This window comes from Sporosarcina sp. Y1011, assembly GCF_057669885.1.
In genome coordinates this window covers 181,881-198,578 of sequence record NZ_JBYHFP010000002.1, presented here as the reverse complement: position 1 = coordinate 198,578, position 16,698 = coordinate 181,881, and the positions used below count along the sequence as shown (strand labels likewise).

19 protein-coding genes are annotated in these 16,698 nt (G+C 43.4%); all 19 read left to right on the top strand.

The features are described 5' to 3' along the window. Window positions 1-9: 9 nt before the first annotated feature. Complete coding sequence (locus AC25Y5_RS03155; RefSeq protein ID WP_488139066.1) at window positions 10-1,038, top strand: L-threonylcarbamoyladenylate synthase; 1,029 nt, start codon at window positions 10-12, stop codon at window positions 1,036-1,038. A 68-nt stretch (window positions 1,039-1,106) separates the two neighbouring features. Next, window positions 1,107-1,610 carry a manganese efflux pump MntP gene (locus AC25Y5_RS03150; protein WP_488139065.1) on the top strand — a complete coding sequence of 168 codons (504 nt, stop codon included), beginning with the start codon at window positions 1,107-1,109 and terminating at the stop codon, window positions 1,608-1,610. Between the two features lie 58 nt (window positions 1,611-1,668). Beyond that, the gene (locus AC25Y5_RS03145) at window positions 1,669-2,109 is read left to right on the top strand and encodes a low molecular weight protein arginine phosphatase (protein ID WP_488139064.1); all 441 of its coding nucleotides are present in this window, start codon (window positions 1,669-1,671) and stop codon (window positions 2,107-2,109) included. A 216-nt stretch (window positions 2,110-2,325) separates the two neighbouring features. Beyond that, window positions 2,326-2,763, top strand: coding sequence for a ribose 5-phosphate isomerase B (rpiB, locus tag AC25Y5_RS03140; protein ID WP_482101123.1), 438 nt, complete (start codon window positions 2,326-2,328; stop codon window positions 2,761-2,763). Window positions 2,764-2,835: 72 nt separating this feature from the next. Further along, window positions 2,836-3,381, top strand: coding sequence for a TIGR01440 family protein (locus AC25Y5_RS03135; RefSeq protein ID WP_488139063.1), 546 nt, complete (start codon window positions 2,836-2,838; stop codon window positions 3,379-3,381). A gap of 64 nt (window positions 3,382-3,445) precedes the next feature. Further along, window positions 3,446-4,696 (top strand): serine hydroxymethyltransferase, encoded by a 1,251-nt coding sequence (gene glyA, locus AC25Y5_RS03130; RefSeq protein WP_488139062.1) that lies wholly within the window; start codon window positions 3,446-3,448, stop codon window positions 4,694-4,696. A gap of 329 nt (window positions 4,697-5,025) precedes the next feature. Beyond that, the gene (upp, locus tag AC25Y5_RS03125; protein ID WP_482101119.1) at window positions 5,026-5,655 is read left to right on the top strand and encodes a uracil phosphoribosyltransferase; all 630 of its coding nucleotides are present in this window, start codon (window positions 5,026-5,028) and stop codon (window positions 5,653-5,655) included. A 19-nt stretch (window positions 5,656-5,674) separates the two neighbouring features. Further along, window positions 5,675-6,793, top strand: a complete 1,119-nt coding sequence (gene wecB / locus AC25Y5_RS03120; RefSeq protein ID WP_488139256.1) for a non-hydrolyzing UDP-N-acetylglucosamine 2-epimerase — start codon at window positions 5,675-5,677, stop codon at window positions 6,791-6,793. Window positions 6,794-7,389: 596 nt separating this feature from the next. Next, a complete protein-coding gene (locus AC25Y5_RS03115; protein WP_482104318.1) occupies window positions 7,390-7,761 on the top strand; it encodes an ATP synthase subunit I in 372 nt (123 codons plus the stop codon). Window positions 7,762-7,900: 139 nt separating this feature from the next. After that, window positions 7,901-8,626, top strand: a complete 726-nt coding sequence (gene atpB / locus AC25Y5_RS03110) for a F0F1 ATP synthase subunit A (RefSeq protein WP_488139061.1) — start codon at window positions 7,901-7,903, stop codon at window positions 8,624-8,626. A 65-nt stretch (window positions 8,627-8,691) separates the two neighbouring features. Beyond that, complete coding sequence (gene atpE / locus AC25Y5_RS03105; RefSeq protein WP_149581150.1) at window positions 8,692-8,916, top strand: F0F1 ATP synthase subunit C; 225 nt, start codon at window positions 8,692-8,694, stop codon at window positions 8,914-8,916. Window positions 8,917-9,062: 146 nt separating this feature from the next. Beyond that, window positions 9,063-9,617: a F0F1 ATP synthase subunit B gene (gene atpF, locus AC25Y5_RS03100; protein ID WP_488139060.1), complete on the top strand. Its 555-nt coding sequence runs from the start codon at window positions 9,063-9,065 to the stop codon at window positions 9,615-9,617. After that, entirely contained in the window at window positions 9,614-10,153 is a 540-nt protein-coding gene (locus AC25Y5_RS03095; protein ID WP_482104315.1) for a F0F1 ATP synthase subunit delta, read from the top strand. Before atpF ends, AC25Y5_RS03095 begins: the two co-directional genes overlap by 4 nt. 25 nt (window positions 10,154-10,178) lie before the next feature. Further along, the gene (gene atpA / locus AC25Y5_RS03090) at window positions 10,179-11,687 is read left to right on the top strand and encodes a F0F1 ATP synthase subunit alpha (protein WP_488139059.1); all 1,509 of its coding nucleotides are present in this window, start codon (window positions 10,179-10,181) and stop codon (window positions 11,685-11,687) included. A 74-nt stretch (window positions 11,688-11,761) separates the two neighbouring features. Next, entirely contained in the window at window positions 11,762-12,619 is an 858-nt protein-coding gene (gene atpG, locus AC25Y5_RS03085; RefSeq protein WP_488139058.1) for an ATP synthase F1 subunit gamma, read from the top strand. A gap of 44 nt (window positions 12,620-12,663) precedes the next feature. After that, window positions 12,664-14,079, top strand: coding sequence for a F0F1 ATP synthase subunit beta (gene atpD, locus AC25Y5_RS03080; protein ID WP_488139057.1), 1,416 nt, complete (start codon window positions 12,664-12,666; stop codon window positions 14,077-14,079). 149 nt (window positions 14,080-14,228) lie between these two features. Next, on the top strand, window positions 14,229-14,636 hold the full coding sequence (locus AC25Y5_RS03075) for a F0F1 ATP synthase subunit epsilon (RefSeq protein WP_482101110.1): 408 nt from the start codon (window positions 14,229-14,231) through the stop codon (window positions 14,634-14,636). Window positions 14,637-14,718: 82 nt separating this feature from the next. Continuing rightward, entirely contained in the window at window positions 14,719-14,943 is a 225-nt protein-coding gene (locus AC25Y5_RS03070) for a DUF1146 family protein (RefSeq protein WP_488139255.1), read from the top strand. A gap of 391 nt (window positions 14,944-15,334) precedes the next feature. Continuing rightward, window positions 15,335-16,633, top strand: a complete 1,299-nt coding sequence (gene murA, locus AC25Y5_RS03065; protein WP_488139056.1) for a UDP-N-acetylglucosamine 1-carboxyvinyltransferase — start codon at window positions 15,335-15,337, stop codon at window positions 16,631-16,633. Window positions 16,634-16,698: the final 65 nt, after the last annotated feature.

The following is a 16,698-nucleotide window of genomic DNA, read 5'->3' as shown; positions in this document are numbered from 1 at the left end:
GATTAGAGTATGAAAACGATCTTAACTTCAGTGGATAACATTCTGGATAACAAAAAAAACTATGAACAGGCTGTGGATATATTAAAAAATGGCGGTGTCGTTGCGTTCCCAACGGAGACGGTATATGGCTTAGGTGCGATGGCAACTGATGAACAAGCCGTACTGAGAATCTTCGAAGCAAAAGGAAGGCCATCAGACAATCCGCTAATCGTACATATTGGTCAAAAAGAACAAGTTCACACCTATGCATCGGCTATTGCAGGAAATGCAGAAAAACTGATGGATGCTTATTGGCCTGGTCCGCTGACACTTGTGTTTCATAAAATTCCCGGTGTGATAGCCGCGAATGTAACTCCAGGTGTTGAAACAGTCGCAATCCGTATGCCTGATCATCCCGTTGCACTGGAACTCTTACGTGCGCTCGGAGAACCGTTAGCAGCACCAAGTGCCAATCGAAGCGGAAAACCGAGTCCAACAGAGGCAGCTCACGTTTACAAAGATTTGAACGGTCTCATTCCCCTCATTTTAGATGGTGGTCAAACTGGTGTCGGAGTTGAATCGACAGTACTGGACATGACGACAGTTCCGCCTACAATTCTACGGCCAGGTGGTATTACACAGGAAATGATAGAAAGCATCATTGGTCCAGTAGCATCGGAGAATACAGTCGTCGGTGAACAAGCGCCGCGTTCACCCGGCATGAAGTATTTGCACTATGCACCTGAAGCACCTCTGTACATTATCAACAACGAAGCTGAAGACATTAGTAAAGCAGTCTATACGCTTCAGGCTGAGGGCAAGAAAGTTGCGTTTATCGGGTATGATGATCTAGGTGCCTTGGGTGCGGATTGGTTTTTTTCAGTCGGACCTGCGCAGGATAATGAAGCAATGGCGACAAATTTGTACGCAGCACTCCGTAAATGTGATTTGACCGAAGCGGATATTATTCTTGCTGTCGAGACGGACATGTCTGGAGTAGGTGCTGCTGTTATGAATCGGTTAATGAAAGCCGCCGAAGGTAAAAGATATATCAACTGAATCCTGACGAATGACCTCCCTTAAATCCGCATAAGATTGACTGATGCTGATTTAGGGGAGGTTTTACTTTGGAAGAAGTTTTCGCGGCTGGAATAACAACCTTGGACGTTATTGTAATCTATTCTTTCCTACAAATTAAAAAAGGGAAATTTGTTTTAGCGCTATGGACATCATTTCTTAATATGGTATTTCCTTTTCTAGGGTTTATAACGGGAGAACTGTCAGCGCATATATTTACAGTCTGGAGCAGCATTTTATCAGGCGTAATGCTCAGTTTGATCGGCATACATATGCTGTTGCAAGCGGATGAAAAAAAATCCTCTTCTCAACAGATACCACCATTATTCATCGCATTTGCAGTTAGTGTAGATGCCTTCTCAGTCAGTGTTTCATTTGGTATGCTTCAGATGGATAAAACACTGTTCATACTTGCATCTGGTTTTTTCACGTTTGTCTTTTCATATGCTGCGCTTCGGATAAAAGGGCATATGGGTCTAAAAAACGGAAAAGTACTGAGACGAATAGCAGGTTTGGCTTTACTAGTTTTAGGTATAATGTCATGTTTTCGTTGAAATTCACAGTTTCTTTATTCACAAGAATCAGCTAATCTAAAGAGAGAAGGTAATAGAAGTGAATGTTTATTTTATATGTACAGGAAATACATGCAGAAGCCCAATGGCGGAAGCGATTCTTCGATCAAAAGCAATTGACAATGTGACCGTTCGATCGGCTGGCGTTTATGCACGCGATGGCTGGCCGATTTCATTGAATGCGAAAACGCTCATTGAATCAGCGGACATGCCTTATACACCAGTTTCGGAGGAAGTAACAGAAGAAAATCTGGAATGGGCAGATATTGTTTTGACGATGACGCAATCGCACAAGGAGAACCTATTAAATTCTTATCCGGAAATAGGCGATAAGGTATTTACAATAAAAGGATATGCGGAATCGGCATTGACGGGGGACGTCCAAGATCCATTTGGAGGCGATCTTGAAACCTACCGACAGGCATTCAATGAGTTGTCGAAAATCATCGATGTGCTCGAACACAAACTGACGGGGGAATAGGGAATGGCTGAAAAAGGAAAAAAGCAATTCGGCTTACGGAGGAACTATATAATGTAATAAGCCGATTCGATTGTACAAAATAATACCGGAACTTTCATGTGCATTTGACGGAATGCTATATCAACTAAAAAATACAGCCCATTTTCTTGAGGGGTGTGTTTTTTTGTGGAAATCTGATAGAATAAGTTGTGAGTATATTATGAAAAGGGGGATCCTGTGAAAATTGCGATTTCTTCGGACCATGGCGGAAACAATCTTCGACATGAAATTATTAAATTGATGTCAGAGTTATCATTAGAGTTTGTAGATTTTGGTCCCAAATCGGATGAATCCGTGGACTACCCCGATTTTGCAGCGCCTGTTGCAAATGGAGTAGCATCGGGAGAATTTGACCGTGGTATTCTTATTTGCGGAACGGGCATCGGGATGTCTATTGCAGCAAATAAAGTAAAAGGAATTCGATGTGCACTTGTCCATGACGTCTTCAGTGCCAAAGCGACAAGGCAACATAACGATTCAAACATCCTCGCTATGGGCGAACGCGTCATCGGCCCAGGACACGCCAGAGAAGTAGCTGCGGCTTGGCTAGATACACAATTCGAAGGCGGAAGACACGAACGAAGAATCGGAAAGCTTATGGAGCTTGAATCCTAAAAAGCGCAGGTGGCCGTTTAGCCCTCAACAGCGCTGGACAGTCTAAATACCACAAGAAAGCAGGTGGTAAAAGTGGATGCTTTGAATTTATGGAAGCTTCAACTGGAACAATTGTTAGCGGAAATGTCTGAACAAACGCAATTTCGTTCAGGCACGCTATTCGTCGTAGGGTGTTCGACTTCTGAAGTTGCCGGCAAACGAATTGGTACAGGAGGAGCGCTTGAAATCGGAGAAGCGCTATATGGACCTCTGAAAGACTTTGCTGAGAAACACAAATTATTTCTTGCATTCCAAGGATGCGAACACATTAATAGAGCTTTGACAATTGAACGTCATGTCGCTGAAAAGTTCATGCTTGAACCAGTCACAGTCATTCCGGTCATCCATGCGGGTGGTTCCATGTCTGCCTATGCCTATCAGCATATGAATGATCCAGTTGTCGTGGAGCAGATTAGCGCAAGTGCTGGTATCGATATAGGACAAACGCTGATCGGCATGCATTTGAAACAAGTAGCTGTTCCATTGCGTACATCCATCCGAACTGTTGGAAATGCAATTGTGTCGGTAGCCACAACTCGGCCAAAGTTGATTGGTGGAACTAGAGCAATGTACGAATAAAGCGTTTACATCTGGCCACTGTAGACCGAACAAAAAATAGATGATAGTGAAGGGGAATGAAAAAATGGAATTGAACAAATTAGGTAACGTACAACGTGAAGACGTAGCAGTATACGATGCAATTATGGCGGAAAAAAAGCGTCAACAATCTAATATCGAATTGATCGCATCCGAAAACTTCGTAACAGAAGCAGTTATGGAAGCACAAGGATCATATTTGACAAACAAATACGCAGAAGGCTACCCAGGCAAACGTTACTATGGCGGTTGCGAACACGTCGACGTTGTTGAAAACATTGCACGCGACCGAGTAAAAGAAATTTTCGGTGCGGAATACGCAAACGTTCAGCCACACTCTGGTGCACAAGCGAATATGGCTGTTTATTTTGCTGTTCTTGAGCCTGGAGATACAGTTCTTGGTATGAATCTTTCACACGGCGGTCACTTGACGCACGGAAGCCCGGTTAACTTCTCAGGCGAATTGTACAACTTCGTCGATTACGGCGTGGGCAAAGAGGACGAGCTAATTGACTACGACGATGTCCGTCAAAAAGCGCTTGAGCACAAACCGAAAATGATCGTTGCGGGTGCAAGTGCATACCCACGTGAAATTGACTTTGCGAGGTTCCGTCAAATTGCAGATGAAGTCGGTGCATATCTATTCGTTGATATGGCGCATATCGCAGGACTTGTTGCAGTGGGCGAACACCAAAACCCAGTTCCACATGCACACTTTGTTACTTCAACAACACATAAAACATTGCGCGGACCGCGTGGTGGACTTATCCTTTCTACACAAGAATTCGAGAAAAAACTTAACAAGTCAATCTTCCCAGGCGTTCAAGGCGGTCCATTGATGCACGTTATCGCTGCAAAAGCGGTTGCATTTGGAGAAGCGCAGAAACCAGAATTCAAAACGTATATCCAACAAGTGAAAAGTAATGCAAAAGCACTTGCAGCAGCACTTATCGCTGAAGGCGTCGATATCGTATCTGGCGGAACAGACAACCATTTGGTATTGCTTAACCTGCGTTCACTTGAAATCACAGGTAAAATTGCAGAGAAAGTATTGGATGAAGTCGGCATTACTGTGAACAAAAACACGATTCCATTCGATACGGAAAGCCCGTTCGTTACTTCAGGTGTCCGTCTTGGTACTCCTGCGGTTACAACACGCGGTTTCAAAGAAGAAGAAATGAAGGAAATCGCATCTATCATGGCTAAAGTCTTGAAAAACCACGAAGACGAAGCTGTGAAAAAAGAAGCTCTAGAACGCGTTGCGGCATTGACGGATAAATTCCCTCTATACGCATAATCGTCTAATAGTCAAGCCGCTATCTATTTGATGGCGGCTTGTTTTATTTTTGTTCAGCAAATGAATGCGGTTTTGTTTTCCTGTTCAGCGGGTGTCAAAACGCTCGCTGAACGAGGAGGAATGAAGTTCAATTCCTCCATATTGAAGTTCTGCGCAATCTGGGATGCAAAATAGGACAGGGGTTCTATTATTAAAAGCCAATGCCACTGCTAGAAGTTGACCGATTGCTTGCCGAATAGTTAGACATTTAGCAGTCGGTTGTTAGGCATCCCAGAACGAGAACATTTCTGTTATAATGAACAGGACATTCCGAAAAGGGGCGAAAACCAATGCCGAAAATACATGTATTTGATCATCCGCTTATTCAGCATAAACTAACGTACATACGTGACATCAACACAGGAACAAAAGAATTCCGTGAACTCGTCGACGAAGTGGCAACACTTATGGCATATGAAATTACGCGCGACCTTCCTGTTCATGAAGTGGAAATTCAAACACCGGTTTGTAAGTCCAAATCGAACGTTCTTGCGGGTAAAAAACTCGGTATCGTACCGATTTTGCGTGCAGGGATCGGAATGGTGGATGGCATCCTTAAACTGATTCCGGCAGCAAAAGTAGGGCATATCGGACTTTACCGTGATCCTGAAACATTACAGCCGGTTGAATACTATGTGAAACTGCCTTCAGACGTATCAGAACGTAACTTCATCCTTGTCGATCCTATGCTTGCAACAGGCGGATCCGCAATTGCAGCGGCCAATTCATTGAAAAGCCGTGGAGCAAAACACATTACATTCATGTGTCTGATTGCCGCGCCTGAAGGTGTAAAAGCAATGACAGATGCACATCCTGATGTAAATATCTTCATCGCTGCACTTGATGAGAAATTGGATGAAAAAGGCTACATCGTCCCAGGACTTGGCGATGCAGGCGATCGTCTATTCGGAACAAAATGAGTTGGAAGGCGTGAATACATTGACTAAGAAATGGAAAGTTATGACGATTTTTGGTACGCGTCCTGAAGCCATTAAAATGGCACCGCTTGTACTAGAATTGCAAAAGCATTCGAACGATATCGAATCAATCGTAACGGTTACGGCTCAGCACCGTGAAATGCTGGATCAGGTGCTTCACACATTCGGTATCATCCCTGATTATGATCTAAATATCATGAAAGACCGTCAAACACTCATTGACGTTGCAACTCGCGGTCTTGAAGGACTTGACCGCATCATGAAAGAAGCTCAACCGGATATCGTACTTGTTCACGGAGATACGTCGACTACTTTCATCGGTAGCTTAGCTGCTTTTTATAACCGAATTGCGGTTGGACATGTAGAAGCAGGACTTCGCACGTGGAATAAATACTCACCGTACCCGGAGGAGATGAACCGGCAGTTAACAGGTGTCATTGCTGATCTGCATTTCTCGCCAACAGAGCAATCCGCTCGCAACCTTATTGAAGAAGGCAAGTCGGAAGATCGTATTTATATAACAGGTAATACTGCAATCGACGCACTTCAAACGACAGTGCGTGAAGAATACTCCCATCCAGTTCTGGACAAAATCGGAACGGACAAGCTTATATTGTTAACAGCACACCGCCGTGAAAATTTGGGCGAACCGATGCGCAATATGTTCCGAGCCATAAACCGGTTGCTTGTTAAGCATGACGATATCCAAGTTATCTATCCTGTTCATATGAATCCGGCAGTGCGCGAAGTAGCTGATGAACTTTTCGGTGACAATGATCGCGTTCATCTGATTGAACCACTTGAAGTTCTCGACTTCCATAATTTTGCGGCGCGTTCACACATTATCTTGACGGACTCGGGCGGTATCCAAGAAGAAGCACCATCACTTGGAAAGCCCGTTATCGTATTGCGTGATACAACCGAACGTCCGGAAGGAATCGAAGCCGGTACACTAAAACTGGCCGGTACGGATGAAGAAACAATCTTCAATTTAACGGATACACTTTTGTCCGACGAAGTGGAATACAATAAAATGGCCAAAGCATCGAATCCATATGGTGATGGCCATGCCTCTAAACGAATTGTTGAAGCACTGAAAAAATACTTATCCTCCATTTAAGTAAAAGGTATAAGAATGACGGCCGAATAAAAGGGCCGTCTTTTTTTTAGACAGAGCCTTCATGGCTCGACTCGACACATTGGGCAAGACCCTAATATGATTTTTGCGGAAAAATCGATTCGCGAAATAAACGCCAAATTTGACGAATGTTTGACAAAGTGAAGTCTTTGTGAAAAATTTCACTGTAATCAATTGACATCAAAATATGCCTATTGTATGCTTACAAAGGGTTAGAATGATAGGGTTTTCTTATTTGAAACGGCAACTAAATGTGAATGTTAAGGCTTTGTAATTATCTATCGCTTTTTGACGGATATGCAGAGGCCTAAATAGTATCATGCATTTGATAAGATGTAGCATTTGCCGAACTGCCTTTCATTCGACAAGACTCGCTACTAAATAACAGGTTCCATCCTTTTCAGTGTCTTGCCATCATTAATGTAAGCGTCCTGCTTAGATTGGACAAATAACTGGCTAGACAGCGAAACGGAACACCCCGAAATTCCTTGTGAAATTGCTTTCAACTACGCCTTATCTAAGTCGAAGTTGCAAGGCTCCATCCAATCCGGAAATACGAATCAGGAGATTAACTAACCATGCAAACATTGCAAGAAATTTATAGTAGGCAAAAAAGAGCTCTATTTTTTTTGCTCGCATTGTTCGTACTGGGTTGGGCATTTACTGACTTAAAATTGATTTTCGCAGGATTGATTCTCGGATCTCTTTTCGGATTGTATAATTTTTGGATCCTTGTCCGTAAAATGGAAAACTATGAACGGAAATTTGCACAAGGGAAAAATGGTACTTCGCTCGGGACATTTATACGTTTCGCTTCTGGTGTAGGTGCGGCTGCAGTTGCAACAGCGATGCCAGAATATTTTGACCTAATCAGTACGATTATCGGCTTTGCGATACCTTATGTTCTTCTACTAGTTGAGAGGATCATATACCACGCTAGACATCAGTAAAGCTTTTTTCGTCAGCAGGACTTTTCTCTAATGCAAGTCGTTATGAAAAAAGCTTACTGCACTTCTATTCTGTATTATCTGCGAAGTGATGCAGAAATAGCTTGACTTAATTCTGGTTGCAAAAGGGAGGTGAACGAAAATGGAACATGGAAATCCGTTATACACGGCTTTCGAAGGTACATTATTTGAAATGACATTCAATCTTTCAAACGTTTTAATGCTTTTCATCACATGTGCAATTGTATTCCTAATCGCGTTTTTCGCTACACGTCGTTTACAGTTGAAACCGACAGGCATGCAAAACTTCTTTGAATGGGTCATGGATTTCGTTAAAGGAATCATCAAGAGTAACATGGACTGGAAAACAGGTGGTAGATTTCACGTGTTGGGGATTACCCTTATCATGTTCCTCTTTGTATCGAACGTATTAGGGATTCCATTAGCAATCTATTGGGAAGGGGATCTTTGGTGGAAATCACCGACTGCTGACCCTGTAATTACAATGACACTAGCAGCTTTGGTCATTGCTCTCACACACTATTACGGTATTAAGATGTCAGGGTTGAAAGAATACGGAAAAGGTTACCTTAAGCCACTTCCTTTCCTTGCACCGCTTAAAGTCGTTGAGGAATTTACAAACACGCTGACACTCGGTCTGCGTCTTTATGGTAACATCTATGCCGGTGAAGTCCTTCTAGGACTCCTGGCTGGACTCGCAACATCAGGTATGCTCGGGTTGTTTGGAGCGGTCGTACCGTCACTTGCTTGGATGGGCTTCTCGATTTTCGTCGGGGCGATTCAATCATTTATCTTCGTTATGTTGTCGATGGTCTATATGTCACACAAAGTGGCAACAGACCATTAAGCATATAATGCCCGGGTAACCGGGCTGCAGAACAAAAAAACAGGGAATATTAGGAGGAAACAATAATGGTAGGTTCAGTTGGTCTATTAGCAGCAGCAATCGCAATTGGTTTAGGTGCACTCGGTGCAGGTCTAGGTGCAGGTCTAGTCGTTTCGAAAACACAAGAAGGAATCGCTCGTCAACCAGAAGCACGCGGTATTCTTCAAACAAACATGTTCGTCGGTGTTGCACTTGTTGAAGTTGTTCCGATTTTCGCAGCAGTTATTGCATTTATCGTAATGAACAAGTAAGTATAAGAAATATTTACTAAATGGCGAAGAGAGTAGTCTGAAGTTCTTCGCCATTCTTTTATGTAGTAGGAAAATCTTATTTTGAAAATAATGAACGTTTTCCATAGTTTAAAGAAACGTAAGCTCTTGAAGGGAGTGAATTAATCGTGTTTATGGATACCTTCGTCCTATTGGCAGCAGATGGTGAGGCCGTTAAAGGATTGGCGCAATTGAATGGCAAGTTAAACCTTGGCGATATTATCGTCACAGTCTTATTCTTCACGATTCTCATGCTTCTTTTGAAGAAAGTTGCTTGGGGCCCACTTATGGGTATCATGGATCAACGTGCTGAGTTGATCGCAAATGAAATTGAATCGGCTGAAAAGAGCCGTGCAGAATCACAACAGATTCTTGAAGAACAGCGCAACCTTTTGAACGAAGCGCGTAACAACGCTCAAGAGATTGTTGAAAATGCCCGTAAGCAAGGCGAAACGCAACGTGCAGAAATCATCACAGCGGCTCGTTCAGAAGTGGTTCGTATGAAAGAAGAAGCAACGCTTGAAATTGCTTCAGAAAAAGACAAAGCGGTCGCGGCAGTTCGCGGAGAATTCGTATCTCTTTCTATCCTTGCAGCATCTAAAGTACTCGGTAAAGAAATTTCCGAGGAAGATAATCGCGCATTGATCGAAGAAACGATTGTGAAGGCAGGCGAAGGGCGATGAGCCAATCGGTTGTTGCACAACGCTATGCACTAGCATTGTTCGAATTAGCACAACAAAACGGACAAACTGGACCGATTCAAGAAGACCTTCTTGAATTGAAAAAAGTTTTCCTAGCAAATAAAGAGCTCGGTCAGTTACTTGAAACGCCGAGATTAAAAGCTGCAAAAAAGAAAGAGCTTATGGCTGATTCATTTAAAGGAGCGAACCAGCTCATTTTGAATACATTGAATCTAATGCTCGACAAACAACGCATAAACGAAGTTGTAAACCTTGTAAACGAATTTACCGCATTAACGAATGAAGCAGCTGGAATTGCTGAAGCAAAAGTGTATTCTACACGACTGCTTACTGCGGATGAAAGCCTTGCAATTTCGACAGCATTTGCGAAAAAAATCGGTAAGCAAGCATTACGAATTGAAAATATCATCGATCCGAGCCTAATCGGAGGCATTCGTCTCCAAATTGGTAATAACATCTACGACAGCAGCGTGAGCGCTAAGCTCGAGCGACTGAAACAGGATCTTATCGGTTCATAAATCAGAAATTTGAGGGGTGACATGCATGAGCATCAAAGCTGAGGAAATCAGTGTTCTCATAAAACAGCAGATTGAAAATTATCAATCTGAGATGACAGTGAGCGAGGTAGGTACAGTTATCTCAATTGGTGACGGTATCGCACGTGTTCATGGCCTCGACAACGCCATGGCTGGGGAACTTTTAGAGTTCTCTACTGGTGTCTTGGGTCTGGCTCAAAACTTGGAAGCGAACAACGTTGGTATCATTATCCTAGGGCCTTACACGGACATCAAAGAAGGCGATGAAGTACGTCGAACAGGCCGTATTATGGAAGTTCCTGTTGGTGAAGAATTAATCGGACGCGTTGTAAATCCACTTGGGCAACCAGTTGATGGATTAGGTCCGATTGCAACAACAAAAACACGTCCAATCGAAAGCCCGGCACAAGGGGTTATGGCGCGTAAATCCGTTCATGAACCACTACAAACCGGCATCAAAGCGATTGATGCACTAGTACCAATCGGACGCGGACAGCGTGAATTGATCATCGGAGACCGTCAAACAGGTAAAACGACAGTTGCGATTGATACAATCCTAAACCAAGCTGACCAAGATATGATTTGTATCTATGTAGCAATCGGCCAAAAAGAATCAACAGTTCGTGGAGTTGTTGAAACGCTCCGTAAAAATGGCGCACTTGATTACACAATCGTCGTAACGGCTTCTGCTTCACAACCGGCTCCACTACTATATCTTGCACCTTACACAGGTATATCAATGGCTGAAGAATTCATGTTCCAAGGTAAGCACGTTCTAATTGTTTATGATGATTTAACGAAACAAGCAGCGGCATACCGTGAACTTTCTTTGCTACTTCGTCGTCCTCCGGGCCGTGAAGCTTACCCAGGTGATGTATTCTATATTCACTCTCGTTTACTTGAACGTGCAGCGAAGTTGAATGATACACTTGGTGCTGGTTCTATCACAGCACTACCATTCGTTGAAACACAAGCAGGAGATATCTCCGCTTATATTCCAACAAACGTAATCTCCATCACTGATGGACAAATATTCCTTCAATCTGACCTATTCTTCTCGGGTGTACGTCCAGCGATTAACGCCGGTCTTTCCGTTTCCCGTGTTGGTGGTTCAGCGCAAATTAAAGCAATGAAAAAAGTTGCGGGAACTTTGCGTCTTGACCTTGCGGCTTACCGTGAGCTTGAAGCATTCTCGCAATTCGGTTCTAACCTTGATTCTGCAACACAGGCGAAACTTGACCGCGGAGCGCGTACAGTTGAAATCTTGAAGCAGGATTTGAATAAACCATTTAAAGTGGAACAGCAAGTTATGGTTCTTTATGCATTGACACGTGGCTTCCTTGACGATATTGAAGTTAAAGATATTCTGCGTTTCGAAAGCGAACTGTTAAGCTGGCTACAAACTAACCATACTGATGTTTTAGATCAAATTCGTACGACGAAAGATCTTCCGGCTGATGATTTGATGGCAGCAGCACTCAACGAATTCAAGAAGACTTTCGCACGTTCTGAATAATTTTTAAGGAATCATCTTTGACAAAGACCGTCAAAATGATTGATCAAAAATACAAAAGGTGGTGAGAATTGCCAATGGCATCTTTACGCGACATAGAAAACCGTATTAAATCGACGAAAAAGACAAGTCAAATTACGAAAGCCATGCAAATGGTCTCCGCTTCTAAATTGAGCCGTGCCGAACTGAATGCGAAAGCGTTCATCCCGTACATGGAAAAAATTCAGGAAGTCGTCGGATCAATCGCAGCTGGAACAAGCGACTTGAGTCACCCGATGATGGTATCCCGGCCCGTTAAAAAGACTGGATATATCGTTATTACATCGGACCGTGGACTTGTTGGAGGGTACAACGCCAACATCTTGCGCATTGCAAAAAATGCGATTGAAAAACGCCACTCTTCAGTAGAAGAAGTGAGCATCCTTGCAATCGGCCAAAAGGGTTACGACTTTTTCGATCGACTTGGTTTCGATATCGTTGAAAGTCGGATTGGTCTATCGGATCATCCCACTTTCAATGAGATAAAAGATATCGCGAAGCGTGCTGTTGGCATGTTCACAGAAGGCGAGTATGACGAAGTCTATTTGTATTACAATCACTTCGTCTCCGCCATCGCAAGTGAAGTGACGGAAAAGAAATTGCTTCCGCTCACTGACATCACATCGACTTCCGCAACAACTTCGTATGAGTTTGAGCCTTCAGGTGAAGCAATCCTTGAAGTGCTTCTTCCGCAATACGCGGAAAGTCTCATTTACGGAGCTGTAATTGACGGAAAAGCGAGTGAACATGCTTCCAGTATGACAGCGATGAAAACTGCTACGGATAATGCAGCTGATTTGATAGATTCTTTAACACTTTCATTCAACCGTGCACGACAAGCTGCGATCACGCAACAAATTACGGAGATCGTTGGCGGCGTCGCAGCTCTTGAATAGGAGCGGGCACTGTACGGCAAAGAGTAAGACAGGAGGGAATAAGTATGAATAAAGGACATGTTCTTCAGGTTATGGGTCCGGTTGTTGACATCAAGTTCGAAGACGGTCAGCTTCCTAATATCTATAACGCTTTGAAAGTTCAGATTGAACGTCCAAACACCGAGCCTGAAACGTTGACACTTGAAGTCGCGCTTCACCTCGGAGATGATTCTGTACGTACAATTGCAATGTCTTCAACAGATGGTCTGCAACGCGGAGCAATCGTTGATGATATGGGTTCTGCAATTTCGGTTCCAGTTGGTGACGTTACACTTGGACGTGTATTTAACGTACTTGGAGAGATTATTGACCTTGGTGAGGAAATCCCGGCTTCAGAACGCCGCGACCCGATTCACCGGTTAGCTCCAGTATTCGAAGAACTTTCAACTGAAGTTGAAATTCTTGTAACAGGTATTAAAGTTGTTGACTTACTTGCTCCATACATTAAAGGTGGTAAAATCGGCCTCTTCGGTGGTGCGGGTGTAGGTAAAACAGTTCTAATTCAAGAATTGATCAATAACATCGCACAAGAACACGGTGGTATTTCCGTATTCGCAGGCGTTGGAGAACGTACTCGTGAAGGGAACGACTTATTTTACGAAATGACAGATTCCGGCGTTATTAAGAAAACGGCAATGGTCTTCGGTCAAATGAATGAGCCACCTGGCGCACGTATGCGTGTTGCTTTATCTGGACTTACAATGGCAGAACATTTCCGTGACGTACAAGGCGCGGACGTACTTCTGTTCATCGATAATATTTTCCGCTTTACACAAGCAGGTTCTGAAGTTTCAGCACTACTTGGCCGTATGCCATCAGCAGTTGGTTACCAACCGACACTGGCAACGGAAATGGGTACACTTCAAGAACGTATCACGTCTACAAATGCTGGTTCAGTTACGTCTATCCAAGCAATCTATGTACCAGCGGATGACTATACTGACCCGGCTCCTGCTACAACGTTCGCTCACCTTGATGCAACGACGAACCTTGAGCGTAAACTTTCTGAAATGGGTATTTACCCTGCGGTTGACCCACTTGCTTCAACTTCACGTGCACTAAGCCCTGAAATCGTGGGCGAAGAGCATTACGAAATTGCACGTCAAGTACAACAAACGCTTCAGCGTTACCGTGAACTTCAAGATATCATCGCAATCCTAGGGATGGATGAACTTGGAGAAGAAGACAAGCAGCTAGTTGGACGCGCTCGTCGTGTTCAAAACTTCCTGTCACAAAACTTCCACGTAGCTGAGCAGTTCACAGGACAAAAAGGATCATACGTACAAGTTGCCGAAACAATTAAAGGCTTCAGCGAAATTCTTGCAGGTAAGTACGATCACCTTCCAGAAGATGCATTCCGACTTGTCGGAACGATTGAAGACGCTATTGCAAAAGCAAAAGGTATGGGTGTTGAAGTTTAATCAGCAGGATTCAAATCCCTGCCAAATCAAATAAAAGCCTCCGGTGAATAGCGTAGATTTTTTAGGGGAGTTATCAAGACCTGCACGATAAAAGTCTGCGCCCAATTCGCCGATGTGAATTTGATTTTAAGGGACCAGGAGGGGAAAAAATGAAGACAATTAAAGTCAATATCGTCACTCCCGACGGCCCTGTTGTTGAAACCGAAGCGAACATTATCATCGCAGCTACCGAAACAGGTGAAATCGGGATTCTTCCCGGCCACATCGCGATGGTTGCGCCGCTTCAAATCGGTGGGCTTCGCCTACAAAAGGAAGACTCGACTGAACATATCGCCGTTCACGGTGGTTTTATCGAAGTCCGTCCGGATGTTGTCACTGTTTTGGCTCAAAGTGCGGAACTGGCTTCTTCTATTGATATCGACCGTGCAAAAAAAGCGGCGAAACTAGCAGAAGAGACACTTCAGGCAAAAAAAGAAGGCAGAGAACACGACTTAGCGCAACTGGATTTAAAACGTGCCCTCAATCGTATCGATGTCTACGAAACAAGAAATAAATGAGTTGTTGAGTTGGCGGGCAGAAGAACAATTCTTCTGTTCGCCTTTTCATTTATTAAGGGAGGACCCTACTTTGGATGCTATAATGGGCTATCAACCGTTACTGTCAATCGTTTCACATACTGTTTTCATAGCCGTTGCATTTTTTGCATTGCAAGCGATCATGCCAGAAAAAATCATAAAAAAAAACCGTGTCTTTCAAGCACAGTTATTGTTCATTTTATTAAGTATCACGATCGGATGGTCCGTGTCGAATTTCTTTTTAGAATTATCCTATTGGTCCGGAAGGCTTCCGTTCATGTTCGGCTGACTTATTAACCATTTTTGATGCAAAAAAAAAGGGTGATTTGATCAGCAATTTGATCAGCTACATGTTATCGCCTTGTATGCGAAAAACATCTCGTATTTAAGGCGATGACATGAAATTCATCAATTTTTTTGAGCTTAGGTTTGCTGTGCCGATTTAGAGGGAACTGATACTACAGGTGGAGAGATATTATGACACAAACCGTCAATAGTGTACATAATATAGACTACTTAAGTACTTAGTCGGTAAAATAGCCCAGACGTTACTTGTTATAAGGGGAACGTCAGTGTAAAATAGTATATGTTTTGAAGAGGATTGTATGACTAAAAAAATCGAATATATAAAATGAAAAATAACATGAATTGCTATAAATTAGGAGTCGGAGGGACTTATTTTGGATAAAATTATTATCACCGGCGGACGTGTACTTAATGGTACTGTCCGAGTCGAAGGCGCTAAAAATGCTGTGTTGCCTATACTTGCTGCTGCATTGCTTGCATCAGAAGGTGTCAACGTAATACGCGACGTACCCAATCTTTCGGACGTTGGAACAATAAACTCAGTTCTTAAAAGCTTGAATGCAAAAGTGGACCACTTCCCAAAAATGAATGAAGTCGTCATAGATTCTTCGGATACACTTTCAACTGAAGCACAGTTCGAATATGTACGGAAAATGCGTGCGTCAATTCTTGTTATGGGACCGCTTCTCGCACGTAATGGCTTTGCACGAATTGCACTTCCAGGCGGCTGTGCAATCGGATCACGTCCGATTGACCAACATCTAAAGGGCTTTGAAGCAATGGGTGCGGAAATTACTTTCGGCCACGGACACGTTGAAGCGAAAGCTGAAAACGGTTTAAAAGGCGCTAAAATCTATCTTGATTTTCCAAGCGTCGGCGCAACTGAAAATATTATGACTGCAGCGGCTTTGGCGGCTGGTACGACAATCATCGAGAACTCAGCAAAAGAACCCGAAATCGTAGACCTAGCGAACTTTATCAACGAAATGGGCGGTAAAGTTGTCGGAGCAGGTACGGACACAATTCGAATTGAAGGCGTCCAAAAATTAGTTGGCACAACGCATCACATTATACCGGATCGTATCGAAACAGGTACTTTCATGGTAGCAGCTGCAATTACGGGCGGAAATGTCATTATTGAAAATGCAGTTCCAGAGCACAACGCAGCACTTATTTCCAAGTTAACGGAAATGGGTGTAGTCATTACTGAACTGGATGAAGGTGTCCGCGTTACAGCAAAACTACCTTTGAAATCCGTAGATTTAAAAACAATGCCTCATCCTGGTTTTCCAACAGATATGCAATCCCAAATGATGGCACTTATGCTGACATCATCGGGTACAGGTATTTTGACCGAAACCGTTTTCGAAAATCGCTTCATGCACGTTGAAGAATTCCGTCGGATGAATGCTTCCCTCAAAATTGAAGGAAGATCAGTCATCATAAATGGACCTTCAAAACTACAAGGTGCTGAAGTAGCAGCAACGGACCTTCGTGCGGCAGCAGCCCTCATTCTAGGAGGACTTGTTGCAGAAGGTGTTACACGTGTTACGGAACTATCGCATCTTGACCGCGGATATGTGAACTTCCACGGAAAACTTGCGGCACTCGGTGCGGATATCGTACGTGTTTCCCCTGAGATGAAAACTGAAAAAACGGTACAACACGTTTAAATTCATTCCATAAATACTTGAAAGGGCTGTAGTGTAGAGACTACGGCCTTTTTTGTCTTCACATA